25 protein-coding genes are annotated in these 25,599 nt (G+C 45.4%); 24 read left to right on the forward strand and 1 reads right to left on the reverse strand.

Annotated elements, in window-relative coordinates:
• Positions 1-6 precede the first annotated feature (6 nt).
• The 17 genes from M1D65_RS08400 to spoVM all read left to right on the forward strand — a co-directional run bounded on the left by M1D65_RS08400 (position 7) and on the right by spoVM (position 17,568).
• Positions 7-2,679, forward strand: coding sequence for a calcium-translocating P-type ATPase, SERCA-type (locus M1D65_RS08400; RefSeq protein ID WP_103803462.1), 2,673 nt, complete (start codon positions 7-9; stop codon positions 2,677-2,679).
• An 82-nt stretch (positions 2,680-2,761) separates the two neighbouring features.
• Positions 2,762-3,637 carry a YicC/YloC family endoribonuclease gene (locus M1D65_RS08405; protein WP_009967215.1) on the forward strand — a complete coding sequence of 292 codons (876 nt, stop codon included), beginning with the start codon at positions 2,762-2,764 and terminating at the stop codon, positions 3,635-3,637.
• A 76-nt stretch (positions 3,638-3,713) separates the two neighbouring features.
• Positions 3,714-3,983, forward strand: coding sequence for an extracellular matrix/biofilm regulator RemA (remA, locus tag M1D65_RS08410; RefSeq protein WP_003154355.1), 270 nt, complete (start codon positions 3,714-3,716; stop codon positions 3,981-3,983).
• Between the two features lie 7 nt (positions 3,984-3,990).
• On the forward strand, positions 3,991-4,605 hold the full coding sequence (gene gmk, locus M1D65_RS08415; RefSeq protein ID WP_003232083.1) for a guanylate kinase: 615 nt from the start codon (positions 3,991-3,993) through the stop codon (positions 4,603-4,605).
• Positions 4,606-4,608: 3 nt separating this feature from the next.
• Positions 4,609-4,812, forward strand: coding sequence for a DNA-directed RNA polymerase subunit omega (rpoZ, locus tag M1D65_RS08420; RefSeq protein ID WP_003221520.1), 204 nt, complete (start codon positions 4,609-4,611; stop codon positions 4,810-4,812).
• An 80-nt stretch (positions 4,813-4,892) separates the two neighbouring features.
• Positions 4,893-6,113: a bifunctional phosphopantothenoylcysteine decarboxylase/phosphopantothenate--cysteine ligase CoaBC gene (coaBC, locus tag M1D65_RS08425; protein WP_041850845.1), complete on the forward strand. Its 1,221-nt coding sequence runs from the start codon at positions 4,893-4,895 to the stop codon at positions 6,111-6,113.
• Entirely contained in the window at positions 6,110-8,527 is a 2,418-nt protein-coding gene (gene priA, locus M1D65_RS08430; RefSeq protein ID WP_041850844.1) for a primosomal protein N', read from the forward strand. The genes coaBC and priA overlap by 4 nt, the downstream gene beginning before the upstream one ends.
• Before the next feature lie 26 nt (positions 8,528-8,553).
• Positions 8,554-9,036, forward strand: a complete 483-nt coding sequence (gene def, locus M1D65_RS08435; protein WP_015383630.1) for a peptide deformylase — start codon at positions 8,554-8,556, stop codon at positions 9,034-9,036.
• Positions 9,037-9,040: 4 nt separating this feature from the next.
• Entirely contained in the window at positions 9,041-9,994 is a 954-nt protein-coding gene (gene fmt / locus M1D65_RS08440) for a methionyl-tRNA formyltransferase (RefSeq protein WP_038828210.1), read from the forward strand.
• Positions 9,981-11,324: a 16S rRNA (cytosine(967)-C(5))-methyltransferase RsmB gene (gene rsmB, locus M1D65_RS08445; protein ID WP_456270836.1), complete on the forward strand. Its 1,344-nt coding sequence runs from the start codon at positions 9,981-9,983 to the stop codon at positions 11,322-11,324. The genes fmt and rsmB overlap by 14 nt, the downstream gene beginning before the upstream one ends.
• Before the next feature lie 3 nt (positions 11,325-11,327).
• Positions 11,328-12,419 carry a 23S rRNA (adenine(2503)-C(2))-methyltransferase RlmN gene (rlmN, locus tag M1D65_RS08450; RefSeq protein ID WP_021479310.1) on the forward strand — a complete coding sequence of 364 codons (1,092 nt, stop codon included), beginning with the start codon at positions 11,328-11,330 and terminating at the stop codon, positions 12,417-12,419.
• Between the two features lie 6 nt (positions 12,420-12,425).
• Positions 12,426-13,190: a protein-serine/threonine phosphatase PrpC gene (gene prpC, locus M1D65_RS08455; RefSeq protein ID WP_014479762.1), complete on the forward strand. Its 765-nt coding sequence runs from the start codon at positions 12,426-12,428 to the stop codon at positions 13,188-13,190.
• Entirely contained in the window at positions 13,184-15,130 is a 1,947-nt protein-coding gene (prkC, locus tag M1D65_RS08460) for a serine/threonine protein kinase PrkC (protein ID WP_103803464.1), read from the forward strand. The genes prpC and prkC overlap by 7 nt, the downstream gene beginning before the upstream one ends.
• Before the next feature lie 14 nt (positions 15,131-15,144).
• The gene (rsgA, locus tag M1D65_RS08465; protein WP_038828213.1) at positions 15,145-16,041 is read left to right on the forward strand and encodes a ribosome small subunit-dependent GTPase A; all 897 of its coding nucleotides are present in this window, start codon (positions 15,145-15,147) and stop codon (positions 16,039-16,041) included.
• A 4-nt stretch (positions 16,042-16,045) separates the two neighbouring features.
• Positions 16,046-16,699, forward strand: a complete 654-nt coding sequence (gene rpe, locus M1D65_RS08470; protein ID WP_014476784.1) for a ribulose-phosphate 3-epimerase — start codon at positions 16,046-16,048, stop codon at positions 16,697-16,699.
• 72 nt (positions 16,700-16,771) lie between these two features.
• Entirely contained in the window at positions 16,772-17,416 is a 645-nt protein-coding gene (locus tag M1D65_RS08475) for a thiamine diphosphokinase (RefSeq protein ID WP_038828214.1), read from the forward strand.
• Between the two features lie 71 nt (positions 17,417-17,487).
• Complete coding sequence (spoVM, locus tag M1D65_RS08480) at positions 17,488-17,568, forward strand: stage V sporulation protein SpoVM (protein ID WP_003221545.1); 81 nt, start codon at positions 17,488-17,490, stop codon at positions 17,566-17,568.
• A 72-nt stretch (positions 17,569-17,640) separates the two neighbouring features.
• Here spoVM and rpmB read toward each other — a convergent pair whose 3' ends face one another.
• Positions 17,641-17,829, reverse strand: coding sequence for a 50S ribosomal protein L28 (gene rpmB, locus M1D65_RS08485; RefSeq protein WP_003221548.1), 189 nt, complete (start codon positions 17,827-17,829; stop codon positions 17,641-17,643).
• Between the two features lie 275 nt (positions 17,830-18,104).
• Here rpmB and M1D65_RS08490 point away from each other — a divergent pair, with 275 nt between their 5' ends.
• The 7 genes from M1D65_RS08490 (at position 18,105) to plsX (ending at position 25,589) form a co-directional block, all read left to right on the forward strand.
• Positions 18,105-18,467, forward strand: coding sequence for an Asp23/Gls24 family envelope stress response protein (locus M1D65_RS08490; protein WP_003232054.1), 363 nt, complete (start codon positions 18,105-18,107; stop codon positions 18,465-18,467).
• 15 nt (positions 18,468-18,482) lie between these two features.
• Positions 18,483-20,144: a DAK2 domain-containing protein gene (locus tag M1D65_RS08495; protein WP_169037507.1), complete on the forward strand. Its 1,662-nt coding sequence runs from the start codon at positions 18,483-18,485 to the stop codon at positions 20,142-20,144.
• 138 nt (positions 20,145-20,282) lie between these two features.
• On the forward strand, positions 20,283-20,945 hold the full coding sequence (sdaAB, locus tag M1D65_RS08500) for an L-serine ammonia-lyase, iron-sulfur-dependent subunit beta (RefSeq protein WP_072175954.1): 663 nt from the start codon (positions 20,283-20,285) through the stop codon (positions 20,943-20,945).
• 25 nt (positions 20,946-20,970) lie between these two features.
• Positions 20,971-21,873 (forward strand): L-serine ammonia-lyase, iron-sulfur-dependent, subunit alpha, encoded by a 903-nt coding sequence (gene sdaAA, locus M1D65_RS08505; RefSeq protein WP_003232049.1) that lies wholly within the window; start codon positions 20,971-20,973, stop codon positions 21,871-21,873.
• A complete protein-coding gene (recG, locus tag M1D65_RS08510; RefSeq protein ID WP_021479307.1) occupies positions 21,851-23,899 on the forward strand; it encodes an ATP-dependent DNA helicase RecG in 2,049 nt (682 codons plus the stop codon). The genes sdaAA and recG overlap by 23 nt, the downstream gene beginning before the upstream one ends.
• Before the next feature lie 108 nt (positions 23,900-24,007).
• Positions 24,008-24,574, forward strand: a complete 567-nt coding sequence (gene fapR, locus M1D65_RS08515) for a transcription factor FapR (protein ID WP_003232044.1) — start codon at positions 24,008-24,010, stop codon at positions 24,572-24,574.
• Positions 24,575-24,587: 13 nt separating this feature from the next.
• A complete protein-coding gene (gene plsX / locus M1D65_RS08520) occupies positions 24,588-25,589 on the forward strand; it encodes a phosphate acyltransferase PlsX (RefSeq protein ID WP_003232041.1) in 1,002 nt (333 codons plus the stop codon).
• Positions 25,590-25,599 lie beyond the last annotated feature (10 nt).

Raw genomic sequence — 25,599 nt, forward strand, 5'->3', positions numbered from 1 at the left:
AGCGGAATGAAGTTTCATGAAATGGGACAAACAGATTTACTAGAGGCAACCAATACGTCCATGAAACAAGGATTAACAGAAAAAGAGGTAAAAAAACGCCTTGACAAGCATGGACCAAACGAGCTGCAAGAAGGGAAAAAAACTTCAGCGCTTCTCTTGTTTTTCGCGCAGTTCAAAGATTTTATGGTGCTTGTGCTTCTGGCGGCAACGTTAATCTCAGGTTTTCTTGGTGAATATGTAGATGCGGTTGCGATTATTGCGATTGTGTTTGTGAATGGCATACTCGGCTTCTTTCAAGAAAGGCGTGCTGAGCAATCTCTTCAGGCTTTAAAAGAGCTTTCAACACCGCATGTCATGGCACTCAGGGAAGGAAGCTGGACAAAGATTCCTTCTAAGGAACTTGTGCCGGGTGATATTGTGAAATTTACGAGCGGGGACAGAATTGGCGCAGACGTTCGAATTGTTGAAGCGAGAAGCCTTGAAATAGAAGAATCAGCGCTGACCGGGGAATCTATCCCGGTTGTGAAGCATGCTGATAAATTGAAAAAACCGGATGTTTCACTTGGCGATATTACCAATATGGCATTTATGGGAACGATTGTGACCCGCGGCAGCGGTATGGGGGTTGTCGTCGGGACAGGAATGAATACGGCTATGGGGAAAATTGCCGACATGCTTGAATCAGCAGGGACATTGTCAACCCCGCTGCAAAGAAGACTGGAGCAGCTCGGGAAGATTTTGATTGTTGTTGCATTGCTTCTGACCGTACTTGTCGTTGCTGTCGGTGTTATTCAGGGTCATGATCTGTACAGTATGTTTTTAGCAGGTGTCTCGTTAGCGGTAGCCGCTATTCCGGAGGGGCTGCCGGCGATTGTGACAGTGGCGCTTTCGCTTGGTGTACAGAGGATGATTAAACAAAAATCCATTGTTAGAAAGCTTCCTGCTGTTGAAACGCTTGGGTGTGCGTCTATCATTTGTTCAGATAAAACAGGGACAATGACCCAAAACAAAATGACGGTGACACATGTTTGGTCCGGGGGGAAAACATGGAGAGTGGCAGGGGCCGGCTATGAACCGAAAGGAAGCTTCACACTAAACGAAAAAGAGATCAGTGTCAATGAACATAAGCCGCTTCAGCAGATGCTTCTGTTCGGAGCGCTTTGTAACAACTCCAATATTGAGAAAAGAGACGGCGAATATGTGCTTGACGGAGATCCGACAGAGGGAGCGCTGCTCACCGCGGCAAGAAAAGGCGGTTTTTCAAAGGAGTTTGTTGAATCAAACTACCGGGTGGTCGAAGAATTTCCGTTTGATTCTGCACGGAAAATGATGACTGTCATCGTAGAGGATCAAGACAGAAAGCGCTATATCATTACAAAAGGTGCACCGGATGTACTGATGCAGCGATCTTCCCGTATTTATTATGACGGCTCAGCGGCTCTTTTTTCAAATGAAAGAAAAGCAGAAACAGAGGCGGTATTAAGACATTTGGCATCACAGGCGCTCAGAACGATAGCCGTCGCCTACAGGCCGATAAAAGCAGGCGAAACACCGTCAATGGAGCAGGCGGAAAAAGATCTGACCATGCTTGGCCTTTCAGGTATCATTGATCCCCCGCGGCCGGAAGTCAGACAGGCGATAAAAGAATGCCGTGAAGCAGGAATTAAGACCGTTATGATTACAGGTGATCATGTAGAAACTGCTAAAGCGATAGCGAAAGACTTGCGCCTCCTTCCGAAAAGCGGCAAAATCATGGACGGCAAGATGCTGAATGAACTTTCTCAAGAAGAGCTTTCTCATGTGGTGGAGGATGTATATGTATTTGCCCGCGTTTCCCCTGAACATAAACTAAAAATCGTAAAAGCCTATCAGGAGAACGGGCATATTGTGGCGATGACGGGAGACGGCGTCAATGATGCTCCTGCCATTAAACAAGCTGATATCGGAGTCTCTATGGGCATTACCGGGACAGATGTGGCCAAAGAAGCATCATCTCTTGTTCTCGTAGATGATAATTTTGCGACGATTAAATCAGCGATAAAAGAAGGCAGGAACATCTACGAAAATATCAGGAAGTTTATCAGATACCTGCTGGCGTCTAACGTCGGAGAAATCCTTGTCATGCTGTTTGCGATGCTGCTCGCCCTTCCTTTACCGCTCGTTCCGATTCAGATTTTGTGGGTCAACTTGGTGACGGACGGATTGCCGGCAATGGCGCTCGGCATGGATCAGCCGGAAGGAGACGTCATGAAGCGCAAGCCCCGTCATCCGAAAGAAGGGGTATTTGCCCGCAAGCTAGGATGGAAGGTCGTTTCCAGAGGATTTTTAATCGGAGTTGCCACTATTTTAGCGTTTATCATTGTGTACCACCGCAATCCGGAAAACTTAGCTTATGCCCAGACGATCGCGTTTGCCACATTGGTGCTCGCTCAGCTTATTCACGTGTTTGACTGCCGCAGCGAAACTTCTGTTTTCTCTAGAAATCCGTTTCAAAACCTGTATTTAATCGGCGCGGTATTGTCATCCATTTTGCTGATGCTTGTAGTAATCTACTATCCGCCGCTTCAGCCGATTTTCCATACTGTAGCCATCACGCCGGGGGACTGGATGCTCGTCATCGGTATGTCCGCCATCCCTACTTTTTTGCTGGCGGGGTCACTTTTAACAAGAAAAAAATAAATTCATATGATATAATCTTAGGGGTAATAGCGTGTCTATTGCCCTTTTATTATGAGAACAGGGAAGAATTGGGTGTTTTAAAATGATACGAAGTATGACAGGCTTCGGCAGTGCAAGCAAAACACAAGACGATCTCTCTGTAAGCGTTGAACTTAAATCTGTGAACTACAGATTTAAAGAAGTGAACGCTCGTTTGCCAAGGCCTTTGCTATATTTTGAAGATAAGCTGAAACAGACCATTCTGCAGCATATTCAGCGCGGAAGAATTGAGCTTTTCGTATCCGTTGACAGCGATATGCTTGTTGAGAAAAGGCTTGAAATTGATTGGCCGCTGCTCGATGAGTTTGTCGCAGCCGCGAGAGATATGAAGAAGCGGTATCAATTATCTGCAGAACCCGATGTAATGGATTTCTTTAAGCTTGATCATGTCGTCCAGGTTCATGAAGAACAGACGCAAAATGACAAGCTGGAGGCGTTGATCATCGATGCTGCAGAAGAAGCGGTAAAAGGTCTCTGTGAAATGCGTGAAAAAGAGGGGCTGCTCTTAGCGAAAGACTGCCTGATGCATATTGACCAGCTTGAAGAGCTGGTGAGAGAAACTGAATTGCTGGCTGCAGATGTCGTATCTCGTTACCGGGAACGGCTGTACGCCAGAATCAAAGAATGGACTGAAGATGTATTAGACGAGAGCCGGCTTGTAACAGAATGCGCTATTTTTGCAGACCGCTCTGATATCACTGAAGAGATTACAAGGCTGAAGAGCCACTTCGCCCAGTTTCGTGATATATTAGCTAGTGGCGGAGCTGTCGGGCGCAAACTCGACTTTCTTGTTCAGGAGCTCAATCGGGAAGCAAATACGATCGGCTCAAAAGCAAATGATCATCAGATCACAAAGCTTGTCGTTGAAATGAAAAGTTCTATTGAAAAAATAAAAGAACAAGTGCAAAATATAGAATAGTGACTGTGCGTATTGTTTACAGACGGTCTTACTAGGCTAAACTAGAGACGTCTATTTTACAGGGGGAACGTAGAAGATGACGATTAAACTGATTAATATCGGATTTGGCAATATCATCTCCGCCAATCGGATGATTTCGATTGTCAGCCCGGAGTCTGCGCCAATCAAACGGATGATTCAGGATGCAAGAGACCGCGGAATGCTAATTGACGCTACATACGGACGAAGAACCCGTGCAGTTGTCGTCATGGATAGTGATCACATTATCTTATCTGCCGTCCAGCCTGAGACAGTTGCACACAGACTTTCTGTTAAAGAAGAAATTATGGATGAAGGGCAGGGGTAATTGCCGCATGAAAGAAAGAGGGTTATTAATCGTTCTCTCAGGTCCCTCAGGAGTTGGTAAAGGAACGGTTCGACAAGCGATCTTTTCGCAGGAAGACACAAAATTTGAATATTCGATTTCAGTAACCACAAGAAGTCCAAGAGAGGGCGAAGTGAACGGAGTCGATTATTTTTTCAAAACAAGAGACGAATTCGAACAAATGATTGCGGACAACAAGCTGCTTGAATGGGCAGAGTATGTCGGCAATTATTACGGCACGCCAGTCGATTATGTTGAACAGACGCTTCAAGATGGAAAAGACGTCTTTTTAGAAATTGAAGTTCAAGGGGCTCTTCAAGTGAGAAATGCTTTCCCGGAAGGCCTGTTTATTTTCCTTGCGCCTCCAAGCCTTTCTGAACTGAAAAACAGAATCGTGACACGAGGCACAGAAACAGACGCTCTGATTGAAAATCGAATGAAAGCCGCAAAAGCTGAGATCGAAATGATGGATGCTTATGACTATGTCGTTGAAAACGATAATGTCGAAACGGCTTGCGATAAAATCAAAGCAATCGTTCTTGCTGAACATTTGAAGCGTGAACGCGTTGCACCAAGATATAAGAAAATGCTGGAGGTTGAATAATCAATGTTAGATCCGTCAATTGATTCTTTAATGAATAAATTAGATTCAAAATATACGCTGGTGACTGTTTCTGCGAGACGCGCACGTGAAATGCAAATCAAAAAAGACCAAATGATTGAACATACGATTTCACACAAATATGTAGGCAAAGCTTTAGAAGAAATTGATGCAGGCCTGCTTTCGTTTGAAAAGGAAGACCGCGAATAGTAGCACAAGTAGCAACCTATATCATGTAGGTTGTTATTTTTTTCCGTGCGGTTTTGTAAAGTGCAGAGGGGGAGAATTCATTGCTTAACAATCGAAATGTGTTACTTTGCGTGAGCGGAGGCATCGCTGTTTATAAAGCCTGTGCGTTAACGAGCAAGCTGGTTCAGGCAGGAGCAAATGTCAAAGTGATTATGACTGAATCCGCTTGCCGATTCGTTTCACCGCTGACATTTCAGGCATTGAGCCGCCACGAAGTCTATACAGATACATTTAAAGAACAAAATCCAAGCGTTATTTCTCATATTGATGCTGCAGACTGGGCCGACTTGATTATCGTAGCGCCGGCTACTGCAAATGTGATTGGAAAACTGGCAAACGGCATCGCTGATGATATGCTGACGACAACATTGTTGGCAGCAACGGCTCCCGTTTGGATCGCGCCGGCAATGAACGTTCATATGTATGACCACCCGGCAGTCAAACGAAACATTTCTGTTCTTTATCAGGACGGTTATCGTTTTATTGAGCCAAGTGAGGGCTATTTAGCATGCGGTTACGTAGGAAAAGGCAGATTGGAAGAGCCGGAAAACATCGTAAAGCTGGCCGAAAAACATTTTGCTGAAGAAACATCCGCTCCTTTAGAAGGCAAGCATGTGGTCATTACAGCCGGTCCAACGCGGGAAGCGGTTGATCCTGTCCGGTTTTTTACCAATAAATCGACGGGCAAAATGGGCTACGCACTAGCGGAGGCTGCTGTTCAGCTCGGCGCACGGGTAACCTTAATTTCTGGGCCTGTTTCACTTGATCAGCCTAAAGGCCTTGCTGAGTTTATCCCGGTTCAATCGGCTGCGGATATGCGCGAAGCTGTGCTCTCTGTGTATGACGCAAGCGATATAGTCATTAAAACAGCTGCGGTAGCCGATTTTACGCCGAAAACAGTATTTGACCATAAAATGAAAAAACAAGACGGCGGCATGACCTTAGAACTGAAAAGAACAGTCGATATTTTGAAAGAATTGGGCGAGAAAAAGAAAGAGCAAATCTTGGTCGGATTTGCCGCCGAAACACAAGACATTGAACACTATGCACGTAAAAAGCTCGCCGCTAAAAACCTTGATTTGATTGTGGCAAATGATGTGAAAGCAAATGGGGCCGGTTTTGGTGCTGATACGAATATCGTGACAATCTTTTTCAAAGACGGGCATAAACGCGAACTCCCGATTATGTCTAAGCTCGATGTTTCTTTTGAAATCCTTCAGGAGATCGCAGCCCTCTCAAAACAAGCCGGAGAGCGCTCATGAATTTTGCAGAAGTCATCGTTGATGTCAGCACCAAAAATATAGACAGGCCTTTTGATTATAAAATCCCAGACCATCTGAAGGGCATGATCAAAACGGGGATGCGGGTCATTGTTCCGTTTGGCCCCCGTAAGATTCAAGGGTTTGTGACAGCAGTCAAAGAAGCATCTGACCTATCGGGAAAATCTGTCAAGGAAGTAGAGGATTTATTAGATCTTACACCTGTTCTGACAGAGGAGCTTATGGATCTGTCATCATGGCTGTCAGACAAAACGCTGTCTTTTAAAATAACGGCGCTTCAAGCAATGCTGCCTGCCGCCTTAAAGGCGAAATATGAAAAAGAATTAAAAATTGTACACGGCGCCGATCTTCCGCCGCAAGTGGAACGGCTGTTTTCTGAAACAAAGACGCTGCTGTATTCAGATATACCCGATCATGATACGCTGAAACTGATTCAAAGGCATGTTCAAAAAGGGGTCATTGACGTGACGTATAAAGTCGCGCAAAAAACCAATAAAAAAATGGTCAGGCATATTCAGGCAAATGCGAGTAAAGAAGAGCTTGCTAAGCAGGCTGAGGGATTGTCCCGACAAGCAGCAAAACAGCAGGCGATTCTTCACTTTCTCATCTCTGAGCCGGAAGGTGTGAAAATTCCTGCAGCGGAATTGTGCAAAAGAACGGACACGAGCTCTGCAACCATCAAAACCCTTATCCAAAAAGGGCTTTTGAAGGAAAGCTATGAAGAGGTTTACAGAGATCCCTATCAGGACAAAATGTTCAAAAAAACAGAGCCCCTGCCGCTGACAGACGAACAGAGGGCTGCCTTTGAGCCCATACGCGAGACATTGGACAGCGATGAGCATAAAGTGTTCCTCCTTCACGGCGTGACAGGAAGCGGAAAAACGGAAATTTATCTGCAATCAATTGAAAAAGTACTAGCGAAAGGAAAAGAAGCCATCGTCCTCGTACCGGAAATATCGCTGACGCCGCAAATGGTCAACCGCTTCAAGGGCCGCTTCGGCTCCCAGGTGGCAGTCATGCACAGCGGTTTATCCACAGGAGAAAAATATGACGAGTGGCGTAAAATCCACCGGAAGGAAGTACGGCTTGTCGTCGGTGCCAGATCCGCCATTTTTGCTCCGTTTGAAAATCTCGGAATGATAATCATCGATGAAGAGCACGAGTCTTCCTATAAACAGGAAGAAATGCCGCGCTATCATGCGAAAGAGGTGGCAATCAAGCGGGCTGAGCATCACAGCTGCCCGGTTGTATTAGGGAGTGCTACGCCGACATTAGAGTCATATGCTAGAGCGCAAAAGGGCGTATACGAGCTTCTTTCACTGAAGCACCGTGTTAACCACCGGGTGATGCCTGAGGTTTCGCTTGTCGATATGAGAGAGGAGCTTAGAAACGGCAATCGCTCGATGTTTTCAGTTGAATTGATGGAAAAGCTTGAAGAAACGATTGCCAAGGGTGAGCAGGCGGTGCTGTTTTTAAATAAGAGGGGCTATTCTTCCTTTGTGATGTGCAGGGATTGCGGCTATGTCCCGCAATGCCCGCACTGCGACATTTCCATGACGTATCATCGTTACGGCCAAAGGCTGAAATGCCATTATTGCGGACATGAAGAGCCTGTTCCGCACACTTGTCCTGAATGCGCAAGCGAGCATATCCGCTTTTTCGGAACGGGAACACAGCGAGTGGAGGAAGAGCTGACAAAAGTGCTGCCAAGTGCAAGAGTGATTCGGATGGATGTTGACACGACATCACGGAAAGGCGCCCATGAAAAATTACTGTCAGCTTTCGGAGAAGGAAAAGCGGATATTCTTCTCGGAACGCAAATGATCGCGAAAGGGCTTGATTTTCCGAATGTCACGCTTGTCGGAGTGTTAAGTGCTGATACAACACTTCATATTCCTGATTTCAGATCGGCTGAAAAAACATTTCAGCTGTTAACGCAAGTCAGCGGCCGGGCAGGCAGGCATGAAAAGCCCGGCCATGTCATCATTCAAACGTATACACCGTCTCATTACAGTATCCAGCTGACGAAGACACACGATTATGAAACGTTCTATCAGCATGAAATGGCCCACAGGAGAGAGCAATCCTATCCGCCATACTACTATTTGGCTCTTGTGACTGTTTCTCATGAGGAAGTGGCGAAAGCAGCGGTTACAGCTGAAAAGATCGCTCATTTTTTGAAAGCAAACTGCGGAGCTGACACGAAAATTCTCGGACCTAGTGCGTCGCCGATAGCCAGGATCAAAGATAGATATCGCTATCAATGCGTGATAAAATACAAACAGGAAACCCAGTTATCCGCTTTATTGAAGAAGATACTGGAACATTATAAACGCGAAATTGAACAAAAACATGTAATGATTTCAATTGATATGAATCCTTATATGATGATGTAAGATCTCACGTCTTGGAGGGTAACAAATTGGCGGTAAAAAAGGTCGTCACACATCCTGCGGAGGTTTTGGAAACACCTGCGGAAACCGTGACTGTTTTTGATAAAAAATTAAAAAAACTGCTTGACGATATGTACGACACCATGCTTGAAATGGATGGAGTCGGACTGGCAGCGCCCCAGATCGGCATTTTAAAAAGAGCGGCCGTCGTAGATATCGGGGATGACAGAGGGAGAATTGATCTCGTTAATCCTGAAATTTTAGAAAAAAGCGGCGAGCAAACCGGAATTGAAGGATGCTTGAGCTTTCCTGGCGTCTATGGTGATGTCACACGTGCCGATTATGTCAAAGTGCGCGCGTTTAACCGTCAGGGAAAACCATTCATTCTGGAAGCGCGAGGCTTTTTAGCAAGAGCCGTGCAGCATGAAATGGACCACTTAGACGGTGTGCTGTTTACATCTAAAATAAGTAAATACTATACAGAAGATGAACTAGCGGATATGGAAGGATGATTTGATGACGAGAATCGTATTTATGGGAACGCCGGATTTTTCAGTTCCTGTTTTAAGAACCCTGATTGAGGACGGATATGAAGTAGTGGGGGTCGTCACACAGCCGGACCGTCCGAAGGGCAGAAAAAAAGTCATGACACCTCCTCCGGTAAAGGAAGAGGCATTGCGTCACGGCATCCCGGTTCTTCAGCCGGAAAAAGTCAGATTGACAGAAGAAATTGAGAAAGTGCTGGCCTTAAAGCCTGACCTGATTGTAACGGCGGCATTCGGACAAATTTTGCCTAAAGAGCTTCTCGACAGTCCAAAATACGGCTGCATTAACGTTCACGCATCCCTTTTGCCGGAACTGCGCGGCGGTGCTCCGATCCATTATTCCATTCTGCAGGGAAAGAAGAAAACCGGGGTTACCATTATGTATATGGTAGAAAAATTGGATGCGGGCGATATGATCTCAAAAGTGGAAGTGGACATTGAAGAAACCGACAATGTCGGAACACTGCACGATAAATTAAGCGCGGCTGGCGCGAAGCTGTTGTCTGAAACGGTTCCAAACGTCATTGCCGGCAGCATATCACCTGAAAAGCAGGATGAAGAGAAAGCGACATACGCGCCTAATATCAAAAGAGAGCAAGAGCTGCTCGATTGGTCCAGAACGGGCGAAGAGCTTTACAACCAGGTCCGCGGCTTAAATCCATGGCCTGTTGCTTATACGACGCTAAACGGACAAAACTTGAAAGTATGGGCGTCGAAAAAAATACCGGCACCAACAACAGCTGAGCCCGGCACAGTCGTTGCGGTTGAAAAGGAAGGGATTATCGTTGCCACAGGTAACGATACGGCTCTGTTATTAACCGAACTCCAGCCGGCAGGCAAGAAACGAATGAAAGGCGAAGACTTTGTGCGAGGAGCTCATGTTGAAGCCGGTGATGTGTTAGGAGTAAACAATGAAAAAAACTAGTGTTCGTGACATTGCCCTTGAGGCGCTGATCAAATTAGAACAAAACCAGGCATACAGCAACCTGCTGCTGAAATCGGTCATTAAATCAAATGAACTGAATGATCAGGACAGAGGGCTTTTGACTGAACTTGTCTATGGTACATTACAAAATAAGATCGCGCTTGATTATATGCTTAAACCGTTTATCAATAAGCCTCAAAAGGTAAAGCCGTGGGTGATTCAGCTTCTTCGCCTATCCTTATATCAAATGGAGTATTTAGAGAAGATTCCAGACAGGGCAGCCATCCATGAAGCGGTTGAGATTGCTAAAATCCGCGGACACAAAGGCATTGCTTCTTTTGTCAATGGCGTGCTTCGTTCTATCCAGCGCGAAGGTGTTCCATCCTTTGACGCCATCGAAGATCCTGTACGCAGGCTGGCGACAGAAACAAGCCATCCGGAATGGCTTGTGAAAGAGTGGGCGGATGCGTATGGGTTTGACGCGGCCGAAAAGATTTGCCGTATCCACCTCATTCCGCCGAAGCAGACGCTGCGTGTCAATCAAATGAAAGCAGACAGAGCTGAGCTGCTTGACCAAATGGCTGCTGAGGGAATCGAAGTTGAAAAAGGCGATCTCGCTGAAGATGCTGTGAAGCTCTTAAAGGGATCAATTGCCGGAACTCATTTCTTCCAAAACGGCGAAGTATCCATCCAGGATGAGAGCTCCATGCTCGTCGCCCGCGCCCTTGATCCTAAGCCTGATGAAACAGTGCTTGACGCGTGTGCGGCGCCTGGCGGCAAGTCAGCTCATATCGCAGAATTAATGAAGAACAAGGGGAGCGTTACGTCGCTTGATCTTCACAAACATAAAGTGAAGCTGATCAAAGAAGCGGCAAACCGTCTTGGCCTGACAATCATTCATGCGGAGACAATGGATGCGAGAAAAGCGGGGGAAACGTTTGAAAACGAACAGTTTGACCGGATATTGGTTGATGCTCCGTGCTCAGGTTTCGGTGTTATCAGAAGAAAGCCGGACATGAAATACACGAAAAAGCCTGACGACAGCGCGCGTCTAGCTGAAATCCAGCTGTCGATCCTGAGGGAAATCGCACCATTAGTAAAAAAAGGTGGCACTCTTGTCTACAGTACGTGTACAATGGACCGGACAGAAAATGATGAAGTAATACATGCGTTTATACAAGAACATCCTGATTTTGAACCCGATTTGTCTCTTGAAAAGCGGCTGCCTGAAAAGGTGAGACCCTTTGTTCGGGATGGAAGGCTTCAAATCCTTCCTCATTATTTCGGAACAGATGGTTTCTTTATTTGCAGCATGAGAAAGAAGGGATAAGCAATGGCAGAACTTAATAAAACAAAAGTAAGAAAAGAATTGCGGACAGATCGTCCGTCGATTTATTCTTTTGAATTAGACGAAATTAAACAATGGCTGACAGACAACGGAGAGAAACCGTTCCGTGCGGCTCAGATTTTTGAATGGCTATATGAAAAACGCGTATCTTCTTTTGAAGAAATGACAAACCTCTCAAAGGATCTGCGTGAGAAATTAAACACTCACTTTGTGTTAACAACGCTGAAAACGGCTGTTAAACAAACCTCTCAAGACGGTACGATGAAGTTTTTGTTTGAGCTTCATGACGGTTATACCATCGAAACCGTTTTAATGAGACACGAGTATGGCAATTCTGTATGTGTAACGACACAAGTCGGCTGCCGTATTGGCTGCACATTTTGCGCGTCAACGCTTGGAGGCTTAAAACGAAACCTTGAAGCGGGGGAAATTGTCGCTCAAGTAGTTAAAGTGCAAAAAGCTCTTGATGAAACGGATGAACGCGTCAGCTCTGTCGTGATCATGGGAATCGGCGAACCTTTTGATAACTTTAACGAAATGCTCGCTTTCTTGAAAATCATTAACCATGACAAGGGCCTGAATATCGGTGCTCGCCATATTACGGTCTCTACGAGTGGAATCATCCCGAAAATTTACGAATTTGCTGATCAGCAAATGCAGATTAACTTTGCAATTTCTCTGCACGCGCCGAACACAGAAATCAGAAGCCGTTTGATGCCGATTAACAGAGCATATAAACTGCCTGATCTAATGGAAGCCGTTAAATATTATATTAATAAAACAGGACGCCGCATCAGCTTTGAATACGGGCTGTTCGGAGGCGTAAACGACCAGGTGGAACACGCCGAAGAGCTTGCCGACTTGCTGGAAGGAGTCAAATGCCACGTGAACTTGATTCCGGTAAACTACGTGCCTGAACGGGACTATGTGCGCACACCGCGTGATCAGATTTTTGCTTTTGAAAAAACGCTGAAATCCCGCGGAGTAAATGTCACAATCCGAAGAGAGCAAGGACATGACATTGACGCAGCCTGCGGTCAGCTTCGCGCGAAGGAGCGTCAAGACGAGACGAGGTGATGAGGGTTGTTAACAGCCTTAAAAACAGATACAGGAAAAATCCGCCAGCATAATGAAGATGATGCGGGGATATTCAAGGGGAAAGATGAATTTATATTAGCGGTTGTCGCTGATGGCATGGGCGGCCATCTTGCTGGAGATGTTGCGAGCAAGATGGCTGTGAAAGCCATGGGGGAGAAATGGAATGAAGCAGAGACGATTCCAACTGCGCCCTCGGAATGTGAAAAATGGCTCATTGAACAGATTCTTTCGGTAAACAGCAAAATATACGATCACGCTCAAGCCCACGAAGAATGCCAAGGCATGGGGACGACGATTGTATGTGCACTTTTTACGGGGAAAACGGTTTCTGTTGCCCATATCGGAGACAGCAGATGCTATTTGCTTCAGGACGATGATTTCGTTCAAGTGACAGAAGACCATTCGCTTGTAAATGAACTGGTTCGCACTGGAGAGATCTCCAGAGAAGACGCTGAACATCATCCGCGAAAAAATGTGTTGACGAAGGCGCTTGGAACAGACCAGTCAGTCAGCATTGACACCCGTTCTTTTGATATAGAACCCGGAGACAAACTGCTTCTATGTTCTGACGGACTGACGAATAAAGTGGAAGGCACTGAATTAAAAGACATCCTGCAAAGCGATTCAGCTCCTCAGGAAAAAGTAAACCTGCTTGTGGACAAAGCCAATCAGAATGGCGGAGAAGACAACATAACAGCAGTTTTGCTTGAGCTTGCTTTACAAGTTGAAGAGGGTGAAGATCAGTGCTAATCGGCAAGCGGATCAGCGGGCGTTACCAAATTCTCCGCGTTATAGGCGGCGGGGGAATGGCCAACGTTTATTTAGCTGAGGATATCATTCTAGACCGTGAAGTCGCAATTAAAATCCTGCGGTTTGACTATGCAAATGACAATGAATTTATCAGACGTTTCCGCAGAGAAGCCCAATCCGCATCAAGCCTCGATCACCCGAATATTGTCAGCATTTACGATTTGGGCGAGGAAGATGATATTTATTATATTGTCATGGAATACGTTGAAGGCATGACGCTTAAAGAATACATAACAGCAAATGGGCCGCTTCACCCTAAAGAAGCGCTGAACATCATGGAGCAAATTGTCTCAGCCATCGCTCATGCCCATCAAAACCAGATTGTTCACAGAGACATCAAGCCGCATAACATTTTGATTGATCATATGGGAAATATCAAAGTAACGGATTTTGGAATTGCGACGGCACTAAGTTCGACCACAATCACCCATACCAATTCAGTTCTGGGCTCGGTCCATTACTTATCACCTGAACAGGCCCGGGGCGGCTTAGCCACAAAGAAATCGGATATTTATGCGCTTGGAATCGTTCTATTTGAGCTTTTAACCGGCCGTATTCCGTTTGATGGAGAGTCAGCAGTCAGCATCGCCTTGAAGCATCTTCAAGCGGAAACTCCTTCGGCAAAAAGGTGGAATCCATCGGTCCCCCAAAGCGTTGAAAACATCATACTCAAGGCAACTGCCAAAGATCCTTTTCATCGCTACGAAACGGCTGAAGACATGGAAGCAGACATAAAAACAGCTTTTGATGCCGACAGACTCAATGAAAAGAGATTTACGATTCAAGAAGATGAAGAAATGACAAAAGCGATACCTATCATTAAAGATGAAGAACTTGCTAAAGCTGCTGGCGAAAAAGAAGCTGAAGTGACAACCGCACAAGAAAACAAGACAAAGAAGAACGGCAAAAGAAAAAAGTGGCCGTGGGTTTTGCTCACGATATGCCTCGTTTTTATCACAGCTGGAATTCTTGCTGTCACTGTTTTTCCGTCGCTTTTCATGCCTAAGGATGTCAAAATACCTGATGTCTCCGGAATGGAATACGAAAAAGCCGCAGGGCTCTTGGAAAAAGAAGGTTTACAGGTTGATTCCGAGGTGTTGGAAATCTCAGATGAAAAAATTGAAGAGGGCCTGATGGTAAAAACGGATCCTAAAGCGGATACCACAGTCAAAGAAGGCGCCACGGTCACCCTTTATAAGAGCACCGGAAAAGCAAAAACGGAGATCGGTGATGTGACAGGCCAAACGGTCGACCAGGCAAAAAAAGCGTTGAAGGACCAAGGGTTTAAACATGTAACGGTAAATGAAGTGAATGACGAGAAAAATGCGGGCACTGTCATTGACCAAAATCCTTCAGCAGGGACTGAGCTTGTCCCGAGTGAAGATCAAGTCAAACTTACAGTCAGTATCGGACCCGAAGACATTACGCTTAGAGACTTGAAAACCTACAGTAAAGAAGCAGCGTCTGGATATCTGGAAGACAACGGATTGAAGCTTATAGAAAAAGAAGCATACTCAGATGATGTTCCAGAAGGACAGGTTGTCAAACAAAAACCAGCAGCAGGTACGGCAGTAAAGCCGGGAAACGAAGTTGAAGTGACATTCTCTCTCGGACCAGAGAAAAAACCTGCGAAAACAGTGAAAGAAAAGGTCAAGATCCCCTACGAACCAGAAAATGAAGGGGACGAGCTTCAAGTGCAAATCGCGGTTGACGATGCGGATCACAGCATCTCTGACACTTACGAAGAATTTAAGATAAAAGAGCCGACTGAACGAACGATCGAACTAAAGATTGAACCCGGCCAAAAAGGGTACTATCAAGTAATGGTAAACAATAAAGTTGTCAGCTACAAAACCATTGAGTATCCGAAAGATGAATAACAAGGAGGGAAAATATGCCTGAGGGCAAAATTATTAAGGCGCTAAGCGGCTTTTACTATGTACTGGATGAATCAGAGGATTCAGATAAAGTAATACAATGCAGAGGAAGAGGCATTTTCAGAAAAAACAAAATTACCCCTCTTGTCGGTGATTATGTTGTGTATCAAGCTGAAAATGACAAAGAAGGATATTTAATGGAAATTAAAGAAAGAACCAACGAGCTTATCAGGCCGCCAATTTGCAACGTTGATCAAGCGGTCCTGGTTTTCTCAGCGGTTCAGCCTTCTTTCAGCACGGCATTGCTCGACCGCTTCCTGGTTCTCGTTGAGGCCAATGATATTCAGCCGATTATATGCATTACTAAAATGGATCTGATTGAAGATCAAGATACAGAAGATACGATACAAGCCTATGCAGAAGACTATCGGAATATTGGTTATGACGTATACCTTACCTCCTCTAAGGACCAAGACAGTTTAACGGACATCATCCCGCATTTTCAGGATAAAACAACGGTATTTGCCGGTCAGTCCGGTGTTGGGAAATCCTCGCTTCTCAACGCGATCAGTCCGGAGCTCGGATTGAGAACAAACGAGATTTCCGAACATTTGGGCCGCGGGAAACACACAACCCGCCACGTGGAGCTGATTCACACGTCCGGAGGTTTGGTTGCAGATACGCCGGGATTCAGCTCGCTTGAATTTACAGACATTGAGGAAGAAGAGCTGGGCTATACCTTCCCTGATATCAGAGAAAAAAGCGCTTCATGCAAATTTAGAGGCTGTTTACATCTGAAAGAGCCGAAATGCGCGGTGAAACAAGCTGTTGAAGACGGGGAATTAAAGCAGTATCGCTATGACCATTATGTTGAATTTATGACGGAGATTAAAGACAGAAAGCCGAGGTATTAGCATAATGATAAAGGTTGCACCATCTATTCTTTCCGCTGATTTTGCCGCTTTAGGCAATGAGATTAAAGATGTAGAAAGAGGCGGAGCCGATTGTATTCATATTGATGTTATGGACGGCCATTTTGTCCCGAATATCACAATCGGTCCGCTGATTGTAGAAGCCGTCCGGCCGGTAACGGATCTGCCGCTCGATGTCCATTTAATGATAGAAGAGCCGGATCGTTATATCCCGGCTTTTGCGAAAGCAGGCGCAGATATCCTGTCTGTGCATGCTGAGGCATGTCCGCACCTGCACCGTACCATCCAGCTCATTAAAGAGCAAGGAGTGAAGGCCGGAGTAGTTCTAAACCCGCATACCCCTGTACAAGTCATCGAGCATGTTTTCGACGATCTCGATCTTGTTCTTTTAATGACGGTGAACCCGGGCTTCGGCGGGCAGAAATTTATTCATTCAGTCCTTCCTAAGATAAAAGAGGTTAAGCGAATGGCGGATGAAAAAGGAAAAAAAGATCTGTTAATTGAAGTAGACGGCGGCGTCAACAAAGAAACCGCTCCGCTCGTCATTGAAGCGGGCGCAAATTTACTCGTTGCCGGTTCAGCTGTTTATGGGCAGTCTGACCGCAAAAAAGCAATTTCTGAAATCAGAGGAAGCAAATAAGCAGCTTTAGAAAAGAGCTGGGCATACAATAGCCTAAGCTCTTTTTCCTGTATGCAGAGAAAGGAATCAGAGATGAAAACAATTAATATCGTTGCGGGAGGCCCGAAAAATCTCATTCCCGATCTAACCGGCTATACGGATGCACACACGCTTTGGATCGGTGTTGACAAAGGCACCGTCACTCTCTTAGATGCAGGGATCATACCTGTTGAAGCCTTCGGAGATTTTGACAGCATAACCGAGCAAGAACGCCGGCGAATAGAAAAAGCCGCTCCCGCCCTTCATGTGTATCAAGCAGAAAAAGATCAAACAGATTTAGACCTCGCCCTTGATTGGGCGCTGGAAAAGCAGCCGGATATTATTCAGATTTTCGGCATTACAGGCGGCAGAGCTGATCATTTTTTAGGAAACATTCAGCTTCTGTATAGAGGTGTAAAAACGAACATAAAAATTAGGCTGATAGACAAACAAAATCATATTCAAATGTTCCCTCCTGGTGAATATGATATTGAGAAGGATGAAAATAAGCGATATATCTCCTTCATACCGTTTTCCGAAGACATACATGAGCTGACCCTGACCGGTTTTAAATATCCTCTAAATAATTGTCATATTACGCTCGGTTCAACACTATGTATTAGTAACGAACTCATTCATTCACGAGGTACTTTTTCGTTTGCAAAAGGCATATTAATAATGATAAGAAGCACGGATTAAGCATGTGCTTTCATTCAATTGCTGAAAACAATGAACAAGGCGGTTACGGGACGTTATAGGAGGGGACAAAAATGAAATTTTACACCATTAAATTGCCGAAGTTTTTAGGAGGAATTGTCCGGGCGATGCTGGGCTCATTTAGAAAAGATTAAGGCCCAGGGGTTCAAAGCCCTCTTTCACCACATAAAAACGCCTGCCACATATCGGGGCAGGCGTTCATTTTGTTATACACGCTCAACTTTACCGGATTTCAAAGCTCGAGCAGATACATATACTTTTTTAGGTTTTCCGTTCACAAGGATACGAACCTTTTGAAGATTCGCGCCCCAAGTGCGCTTAGAAGCGTTCATTGCGTGAGAACGGTTATTCCCAGCTGTTGTTTTTTTACCTGTGATAACGCATTTACGTGCCATTTGTTTCCCTCCTCACTTGCACAAAACATCTACTTTTTAACATTCATATAATCTTAGATGCTTTCGATATGGATACTTTAAATAATTTACCACAGCTAAAAAACGTTTGCAACTATTGTTTCATATCTTTCAAGAAAATTCACTTGACATCTTGCGGAAACAGCAGCGCTATAGTATATGTAGAGGTACGGCCAGCGATTATTGCCTGGTCTTTTCATAATGGAAACCATATAGTAGAATAGCTGTAACTCTATGCATTCGAAGGAGGAACTAGTGTGTCCATTGAATTAAGAACGAAGTACGGACAGATTGATATATCTAATGAAGTCATCGCGATGGTTGCAGGAGGCGCGGCGGTTGACTGTTACGGCATTGTCGGCATGGCCTCTAAAAACCAGATTAAAGACGGACTGACTGAAATCCTTCGGAAAGAGAATTTCAGCAGGGGTGTCCAAGTTCGCCAAGAAGGAGAACAGATACATATCGACATGTATATCATTGTCAGCTACGGCACGAAAATTTCTGAAGTGGCACATAATGTCCAAACAAAAGTAAAGTACACAGTAAATCAAACCATCGGACTGGCAGTGGATTCTGTCAATATTTATGTCCAAGGCGTACGAGTGACGAACCCGTAGTTAGGAGGAGTAGGATTGTCTATCAGAACATTAGACGGCAGAACCTTTGCCGAGATGATTCTTGCGGGAGCGCAGAATCTGTCTCAAAACGCCAGTGCAGTTGATGCACTGAACGTGTTTCCGGTGCCGGACGGTGATACGGGAACAAATATGAACCTGTCGATGACTTCCGGAGCAAGAGAAGTTGAACAAATGGATACGGATGATATCGGGAAGGTGGGCTCCGCGTTATCTAAAGGGCTGCTCATGGGAGCACGCGGAAATTCAGGAGTTATCCTATCCCAATTGTTCCGCGGATTTAGCAAAAACATTGAAACGAAAAAAGAAATTAATGCACTTGAGTTTGCCGCTGCGCTGCAAGCAGGTGTAGACATGGCGTATAAAGCTGTCATGAAACCTGTAGAGGGCACCATTTTAACAGTTGCAAAAGACGCTGCAAAAAAAGCAATGATCTTAGCAGAAAAAGAAACCGATATCACTGCGCTGATGACTGCAGTGACAGAAGAAGCAGAGGCGTCTTTAAACCGCACCCCTGAATTGCTACCTGTCCTAAAGGAAGTAGGAGTTGTCGATAGCGGGGGCAAAGGCCTGCTCTGTGTGTATGAAGGTTTTCTTGCTTCATTAAAAGGTGAAACTGTACCTCAGAAAGCAGTTCTTCCGTCACTTGACGACATGGTCAGCGCAGAGCATCACAAGAGCGCGCAAAGCATGATGAATACCGAAGATATTGAATTTGGATTCTGTACCGAAGTGATGGTTAGGCTTGATCAGACAAAAAGAGAGTTCGACGAAGGCACGTTCAGGCAAGACCTCAGCCAGTTCGGAGATTCTCTGCTTGTGATTGCGGATGAATCGCTGGCGAAGGTTCATATTCATGCTGAAGAGCCGGGAAACGTGTTAAACTACGCCCAGCATTACGGTGAATTGATCAAAATAAAAATAGAAAATATGAGAGAACAGCATACCTCTATCATCAGTCAAGAAAGCAAACCTGCAGACAACGAAACACCGCCGGCAAAACAGCCGTATGGCATTGTGACTGTAGCGATGGGAGAAGGAATTGCAGACCTATTTAAAAGCATTGGCGCTTCTGTTGTGATTGAAGGCGGCCAGACCATGAACCCAAGCACTGAGGATATTGTTGATGCCGTGAAGTCTGTAAATGCAGATACGGTATTTATCCTGCCTAACAACTCCAACATTATCATGGCTGCTAACCAAGCGGCCAGCGTAGTGGATGAACAGGTTTTTGTCATTCCTGCTAAAACGGTTCCGCAAGGGATGTCAGCTCTGCTGGCTTTTAACCCGGATCAAGAAGCTGAAGCGAACGAGGCCAATATGCTAAGCGCCATTCAGCAAGTAAAAAGCGGACAGGTGACGTTCTCAGTCAGAGATACTCATATTGACGGTAAAGACATTAAAAAAGGCGACTTTATGGGCATTCTGAATGGAACGATTATCGGCACTTCTGAAAATCAGCTGTCAGCCGCGAAAATGCTGCTGTCAGAAATGATCGGAGAAGATGATGAAATCGTGACCATTCTATATGGTGAGGATGCGTCTCAGGAAGAAGCTGAGCAGCTTGAAGCGTTTCTCATTGAAAAGTACGAGGAGATTGAGGTTGAGATCCACAATGGGAAACAGCCTCTGTATTCGTATATAGTTTCAGCAGAATAGAAGGGCAATTTGCCCTTCTATTCTTATGTCTGCTTTTAAGTGCGGCAGCGCTGTAACGCGCCCGCTTGCCATTTTATATCTGATCAATTAGTCTAGAAGCAAAGCGCTAATAAGCTCTGGTTCATAAGGAGGAATAGCATGAAATACAGAAGCGTTTTTGATATTATCGGCCCGGTTATGATCGGTCCGTCCAGCTCTCATACAGCGGGAGCTGCTAGAATCGGGAGAGTGGCCAGAAGTTTATTTGGCAGAGAGCCTGAGCGCATCATTGTATCTTTTTACGGCTCGTTTGCGGAAACGTATAAGGGCCACGGCACAGATGTCGCGATTATCGGCGGATTGCTTGATTTTGATACATTCGATGAACGGATTAAAACCGCTATACAAATTGCAGAAACTAAAGGAATTGATATAGAGTTTCGGGTAGAAGACGCAGTCCCGGTCCATCCGAACACAGCAAAAATCACCATTTCTGATGAAAAGGGTGAGCTTGAACTGACGGGTATTTCGATTGGCGGAGGAAAGATTGAAATCACAGAATTGAATGGTTTTGAGCTCCGGCTGTCAGGAAATCATCCGGCCATATTAGTTGTTCATAATGACAAGTTTGGCACAATTGCCGGTGTTGCCAATGTTCTGGCGAAATTTTCAATTAACGTAGGACATATGGAAGTAGCCCGGAAAGATATCGGCCAGCTTGCGCTGATGACAATAGAGGTCGATCAAAATATTGACGACCACATTCTCGACGAGCTGTCGAAGCTGCCGAATATTATTCAAGTGACAAAGATTGCTGACTAGCGAAAAGGGTCAGGAGGAGCCAGTTATGTTTCGTAATGTAAAAGAATTAATTGAGATTACTAAAGAAAAACAAATATTGATCTCTGATGTGATGATAGCTCAAGAGATGGAAGTAACAGAAAAAACAAAAGAGGACATTTTTCAGCAGATGGATCATAACCTGTCTGTTATGGAAGCGGCGGTTCAGAAAGGACTCGAGGGAGTTACGAGCCAAACGGGCTTAACAGGCGGAGATGCCGTTAAATTGCAGGCCTATATTCGATCAGGAAAAAGCCTGTCTGGCCCGCTGATTTTAGATGCTGTATCGAAAGCCGTTGCAACAAATGAAGTAAATGCAGCCATGGGAACCATCTGTGCGACACCGACTGCAGGTTCTGCCGGTGTGGTGCCCGGTACGTTATTTGCTGTAAAAGAAAAGCTGAATCCAACAAGAGAACAAATGATCCGCTTTTTGTTTACGGCCGGGGCTTTCGGATTTGTCGTGGCTAATAACGCAAGCATTTCCGGCGCCGCCGGAGGATGTCAGGCAGAGGTTGGATCAGCTTCAGGCATGGCGGCTGCGGCCATTGTTGAAATGGCAGGAGGAACACCCGAACAAAGCGCGGAAGCCATGGCCATTACATTAAAAAATATGCTAGGCCTCGTGTGCGACCCTGTTGCAGGGCTGGTTGAGGTGCCTTGCGTGAAACGGAATGCGATGGGCGCGTCAAATGCGATGATTGCCGCTGATATGGCATTGGCGGGCATTACAAGCCGTATTCCATGTGATGAGGTTATCGATGCCATGTATAAAATAGGCCAAACGATGCCAACTGCACTTAGAGAAACAGGCCAGGGCGGTTTAGCGGCAACACCGACAGGAAGAGAATTAGAGAAAAAAATTTTCGGAGGAGCGCTAGGTTCACGTGAAACAACATCAGCAAACTAGTATAGCTAACATTAAGGGTATTGGACCGGAAACAGAAAAAACATTACACGAACTCGGTATTTATGACATTTCTGATCTTCTGAATTATTTCCCTTATCGCTATGATGACTACGAGCTGAGGGATTTAGAAGAAGTAAAGCATGATGAAAGAGTCACAGTCGAAGGGAAGGTTCATTCAGAGCCTTCTCTTACCTATTACGGAAAAAAACGAAACAGGCTGACATTCAGGCTTCTGGTCGGCCACTATTTAATCACAGCCGTATGTTTTAACCGGCCTTACTTGAAGAAGAAGCTTTCGCTCGGTGCTGTTGTGACGGTCTCAGGTAAATGGGACAAGCACCGCCAAACCATCTCTGTTCAGGAGTTGAAAAACGGGCCGCATCAGGAAGACAAAAGCATTGAACCAGTGTATTCTGTGAAAGAAAATGTTACCGTCAAAATGATGAGGCGCTTTATTCAGCAGGCGCTGACCCAATATGCAGACTCACTTCCTGATCCTCTTCCGGAAAAGCTAAGAAAAAGCTATAAACTGCCTGACTATTATCAGGCGTTAAAAGCAATGCACCAGCCTGAAACAAGGGAAGCATTAAAGCTTGCCAGACGGCGGTTTGTTTATGAAGAATTTTTGTTGTTTCAGTTGAAAATGCAGGCGTTCCGAAAGGCGGAAAGAGAGCAGACACAAGGGATACGGCAGCGTTTTTCAAACGAAGAACTCATGAGATTTATCAAAAGCCTCCCGTTTCCCCTCACAAACGCCCAGTCACGCGTTCTTCGCGAAATAACAGCAGACATGTCTTCTCCATACAGAATGAACCGTCTTCTTCAAGGGGACGTTGGATCAGGAAAAACGGCAGTCGCCGCCATTGCACTGTATGCCGCGATCCTATCCGGATACCAAGGAGCGCTCATGGTGCCGACAGAAATTCTGGCCGAGCAGCATGCTGATTCGCTCGTTTCGCTATTTGAAAAATGGGATGTCAGCGTTGCTCTTTTGACAAGCTCTGTTAAAGGAAAGCGGCGAAAAGAACTGCTTGAGCGTCTTGCGGCGGGTGAGATTGATATTCTTGTAGGAACCCACGCTTTAATCCAAGACGAGGTGGAGTTTAAGGCGCTGAGTCTCGTTATTACAGATGAACAGCACAGATTTGGAGTTGAGCAGCGCAAAAAGCTTCGGAACAAAGGGCAGGATCCCGATGTTCTCTTTATGACAGCCACTCCAATCCCAAGAACATTAGCGATCACAGTGTTCGGTGAAATGGATGTATCTGTCATTGATGAGATGCCGGCTGGACGAAAGCGAATCGAAACCTATTGGGTAAAACATGACATGCTGGATCGTATTTTGGCATTTGTCGAAAAAGAATTAAAGCAAGGCAGGCAGGCTTATATCATCTGTCCGCTGATTGAAGAATCAGACAAGCTTGATGTGCAAAACGCCATTGACGTGTACAATATGCTTTCTGATATTTTTCGGGGAAAATGGAAGGTCGGCCTTATGCATGGAAAGCTGCATTCCGATGAAAAAGACCAGGTCATGAGAGAATTCAGCGCAAATCACTGTCAAATTCTCGTATCAACCACTGTTGTGGAGGTTGGCGTGAATGTTCCGAATGCAACGATTATGGTGATTTATGACGCCGACCGTTTCGGACTATCACAGCTTCACCAGCTGCGCGGCCGTGTTGGACGGGGTGAGCATCAATCTTTCTGTATTCTGATGGCTGATCCAAAATCAGAAACAGGGAAAGAACGGATGAGGATCATGTCGGAGACCAATGACGGTTTCGAGCTGTCTGAAAAGGATCTGGAACTGAGAGGCCCCGGTGATTTCTTCGGAAAAAAACAAAGCGGAATGCCGGAATTTAAAGTGGCGGACATGGTTCATGATTACAGAGCGCTTGAAACGGCAAGGCAGGATGCTGCGAATCTTGTGGCTTCTGACGCGTTCTGGAAGGAGCCGGAATACGCTGTGTTAAGAGATGAATTGCTGAAGAGCGGAGTAATGGACGGGGAAAAATTAAGCTGAGTATCAGAAGTTTTTGGTGTTCAGCCAGAAACAATCGTTGCATTCCAATCTATGAAATTATATACTACTATTAGTACCTAGTCTTAATTGTCCGGATGGTGTTTAGATATGAGAAGAAATAAGAGAGAACGCCAGGAATTACTTCAGCAGACGATTCAAGCAACCCCCTTTATTACAGATGAAGAACTAGCGGGTAAATTCGGGGTGAGCATCCAGACGATACGTTTGGACCGCTTAGAGCTTTCCATACCTGAACTGAGAGAAAGAATTAAGAACGTGGCAGAGAAAACACTTGAGGACGAAGTGAAGTCCCTGTCACTTGATGAAGTTATCGGAGAAATTATTGACCTTGAGCTGGATGATCAGGCGATATCCATTTTAGAAATAAAACAGGAGCACGTGTTCAGCCGGAATCAGATTGCGAGAGGACACCATTTATTTGCACAGGCGAATTCTTTGGCCGTTGCAGTCATTGATGACGAGCTGGCGCTGACTGCAAGTGCAGACATCCGCTTTACAAGACAGGTAAAGCAGGGTGAACGTGTCGTAGCAAAAGCGAAAGTGACGGCTGTCGAAAAAGAAAAAGGAAGAACGGTTGTCGAAGTGAACAGCTACGTTGGCGAAGAAATTGTTTTTTCTGGACGCTTTGACATGTATCGTTCAAAACATTCATAAAGGTGGAGCATGCATGAGAATAGCTGTAGATGCAATGGGAGGAGACCACGCTCCCAAAGCTGTTATTGACGGAGTTATAAAAGGTATAGAGGCATTTGATGATCTCCATATCACACTTGTCGGTGACAAAACAACGATAGAATCACATTTAACAACTACATCAGATCGCATCACGGTGCTGCACGCAGATGAAGTGATTGAGCCTACGGATGAACCTGTCCGTGCCGTGCGAAGAAAAAAGAACTCATCTATGGTTCTTATGGCGCAGGAGGTTGCGGAAAACAGAGCTGACGCCTGCATTTCAGCAGGAAATACCGGTGCATTAATGACAGCCGGTCTCTTTATTGTCGGAAGAATTAAAGGAATTGACCGTCCGGCGCTTGCCCCGACACTTCCGACTGTTTCGGGAGACGGATTTCTTCTCCTTGATGTCGGCGCCAATGTCGATGCCAAACCGGAGCACCTCGTTCAATATGCCATCATGGGTTCTGTTTATTCTCAGCAAGTGCGCGGTGTCACTTCACCGAGAGTCGGACTTTTAAATGTCGGAACAGAAGATAAAAAAGGAAACGAACTGACGAAGCAGACGTTTCAAATTTTAAAAGAAACAGCAAACATCAATTTTATCGGAAACGTGGAAGCGCGAGACCTTTTAGATGATGTGGCGGACGTTGTAGTAACAGACGGCTTTACCGGGAATGTTACACTCAAAACGCTGGAAGGCTCTGCGTTGTCTATTTTTAAAATGATGAGAGACGTAATGACGTCTACTTTGACATCCAAGCTTGCAGCAGCTGTGCTGAAACCAAAATTGAAAGAAATGAAAATGAAAATGGAGTATTCGAATTATGGCGGAGCAAGTCTTTTTGGCTTAAAAGCGCCTGTGATCAAGGCGCACGGCTCTTCAGATTCAAATGCTGTATTCCATGCGATTCGGCAAGCAAGAGAGATGGTCAGCCAAAATGTGGCTGCGCTCATTCAGGAAGAAGTGAAAGAAGAAAAAACAGATGAGTAGTCTGGAGGTT

The organism is Bacillus sp. JZ39 (assembly GCF_053903145.1).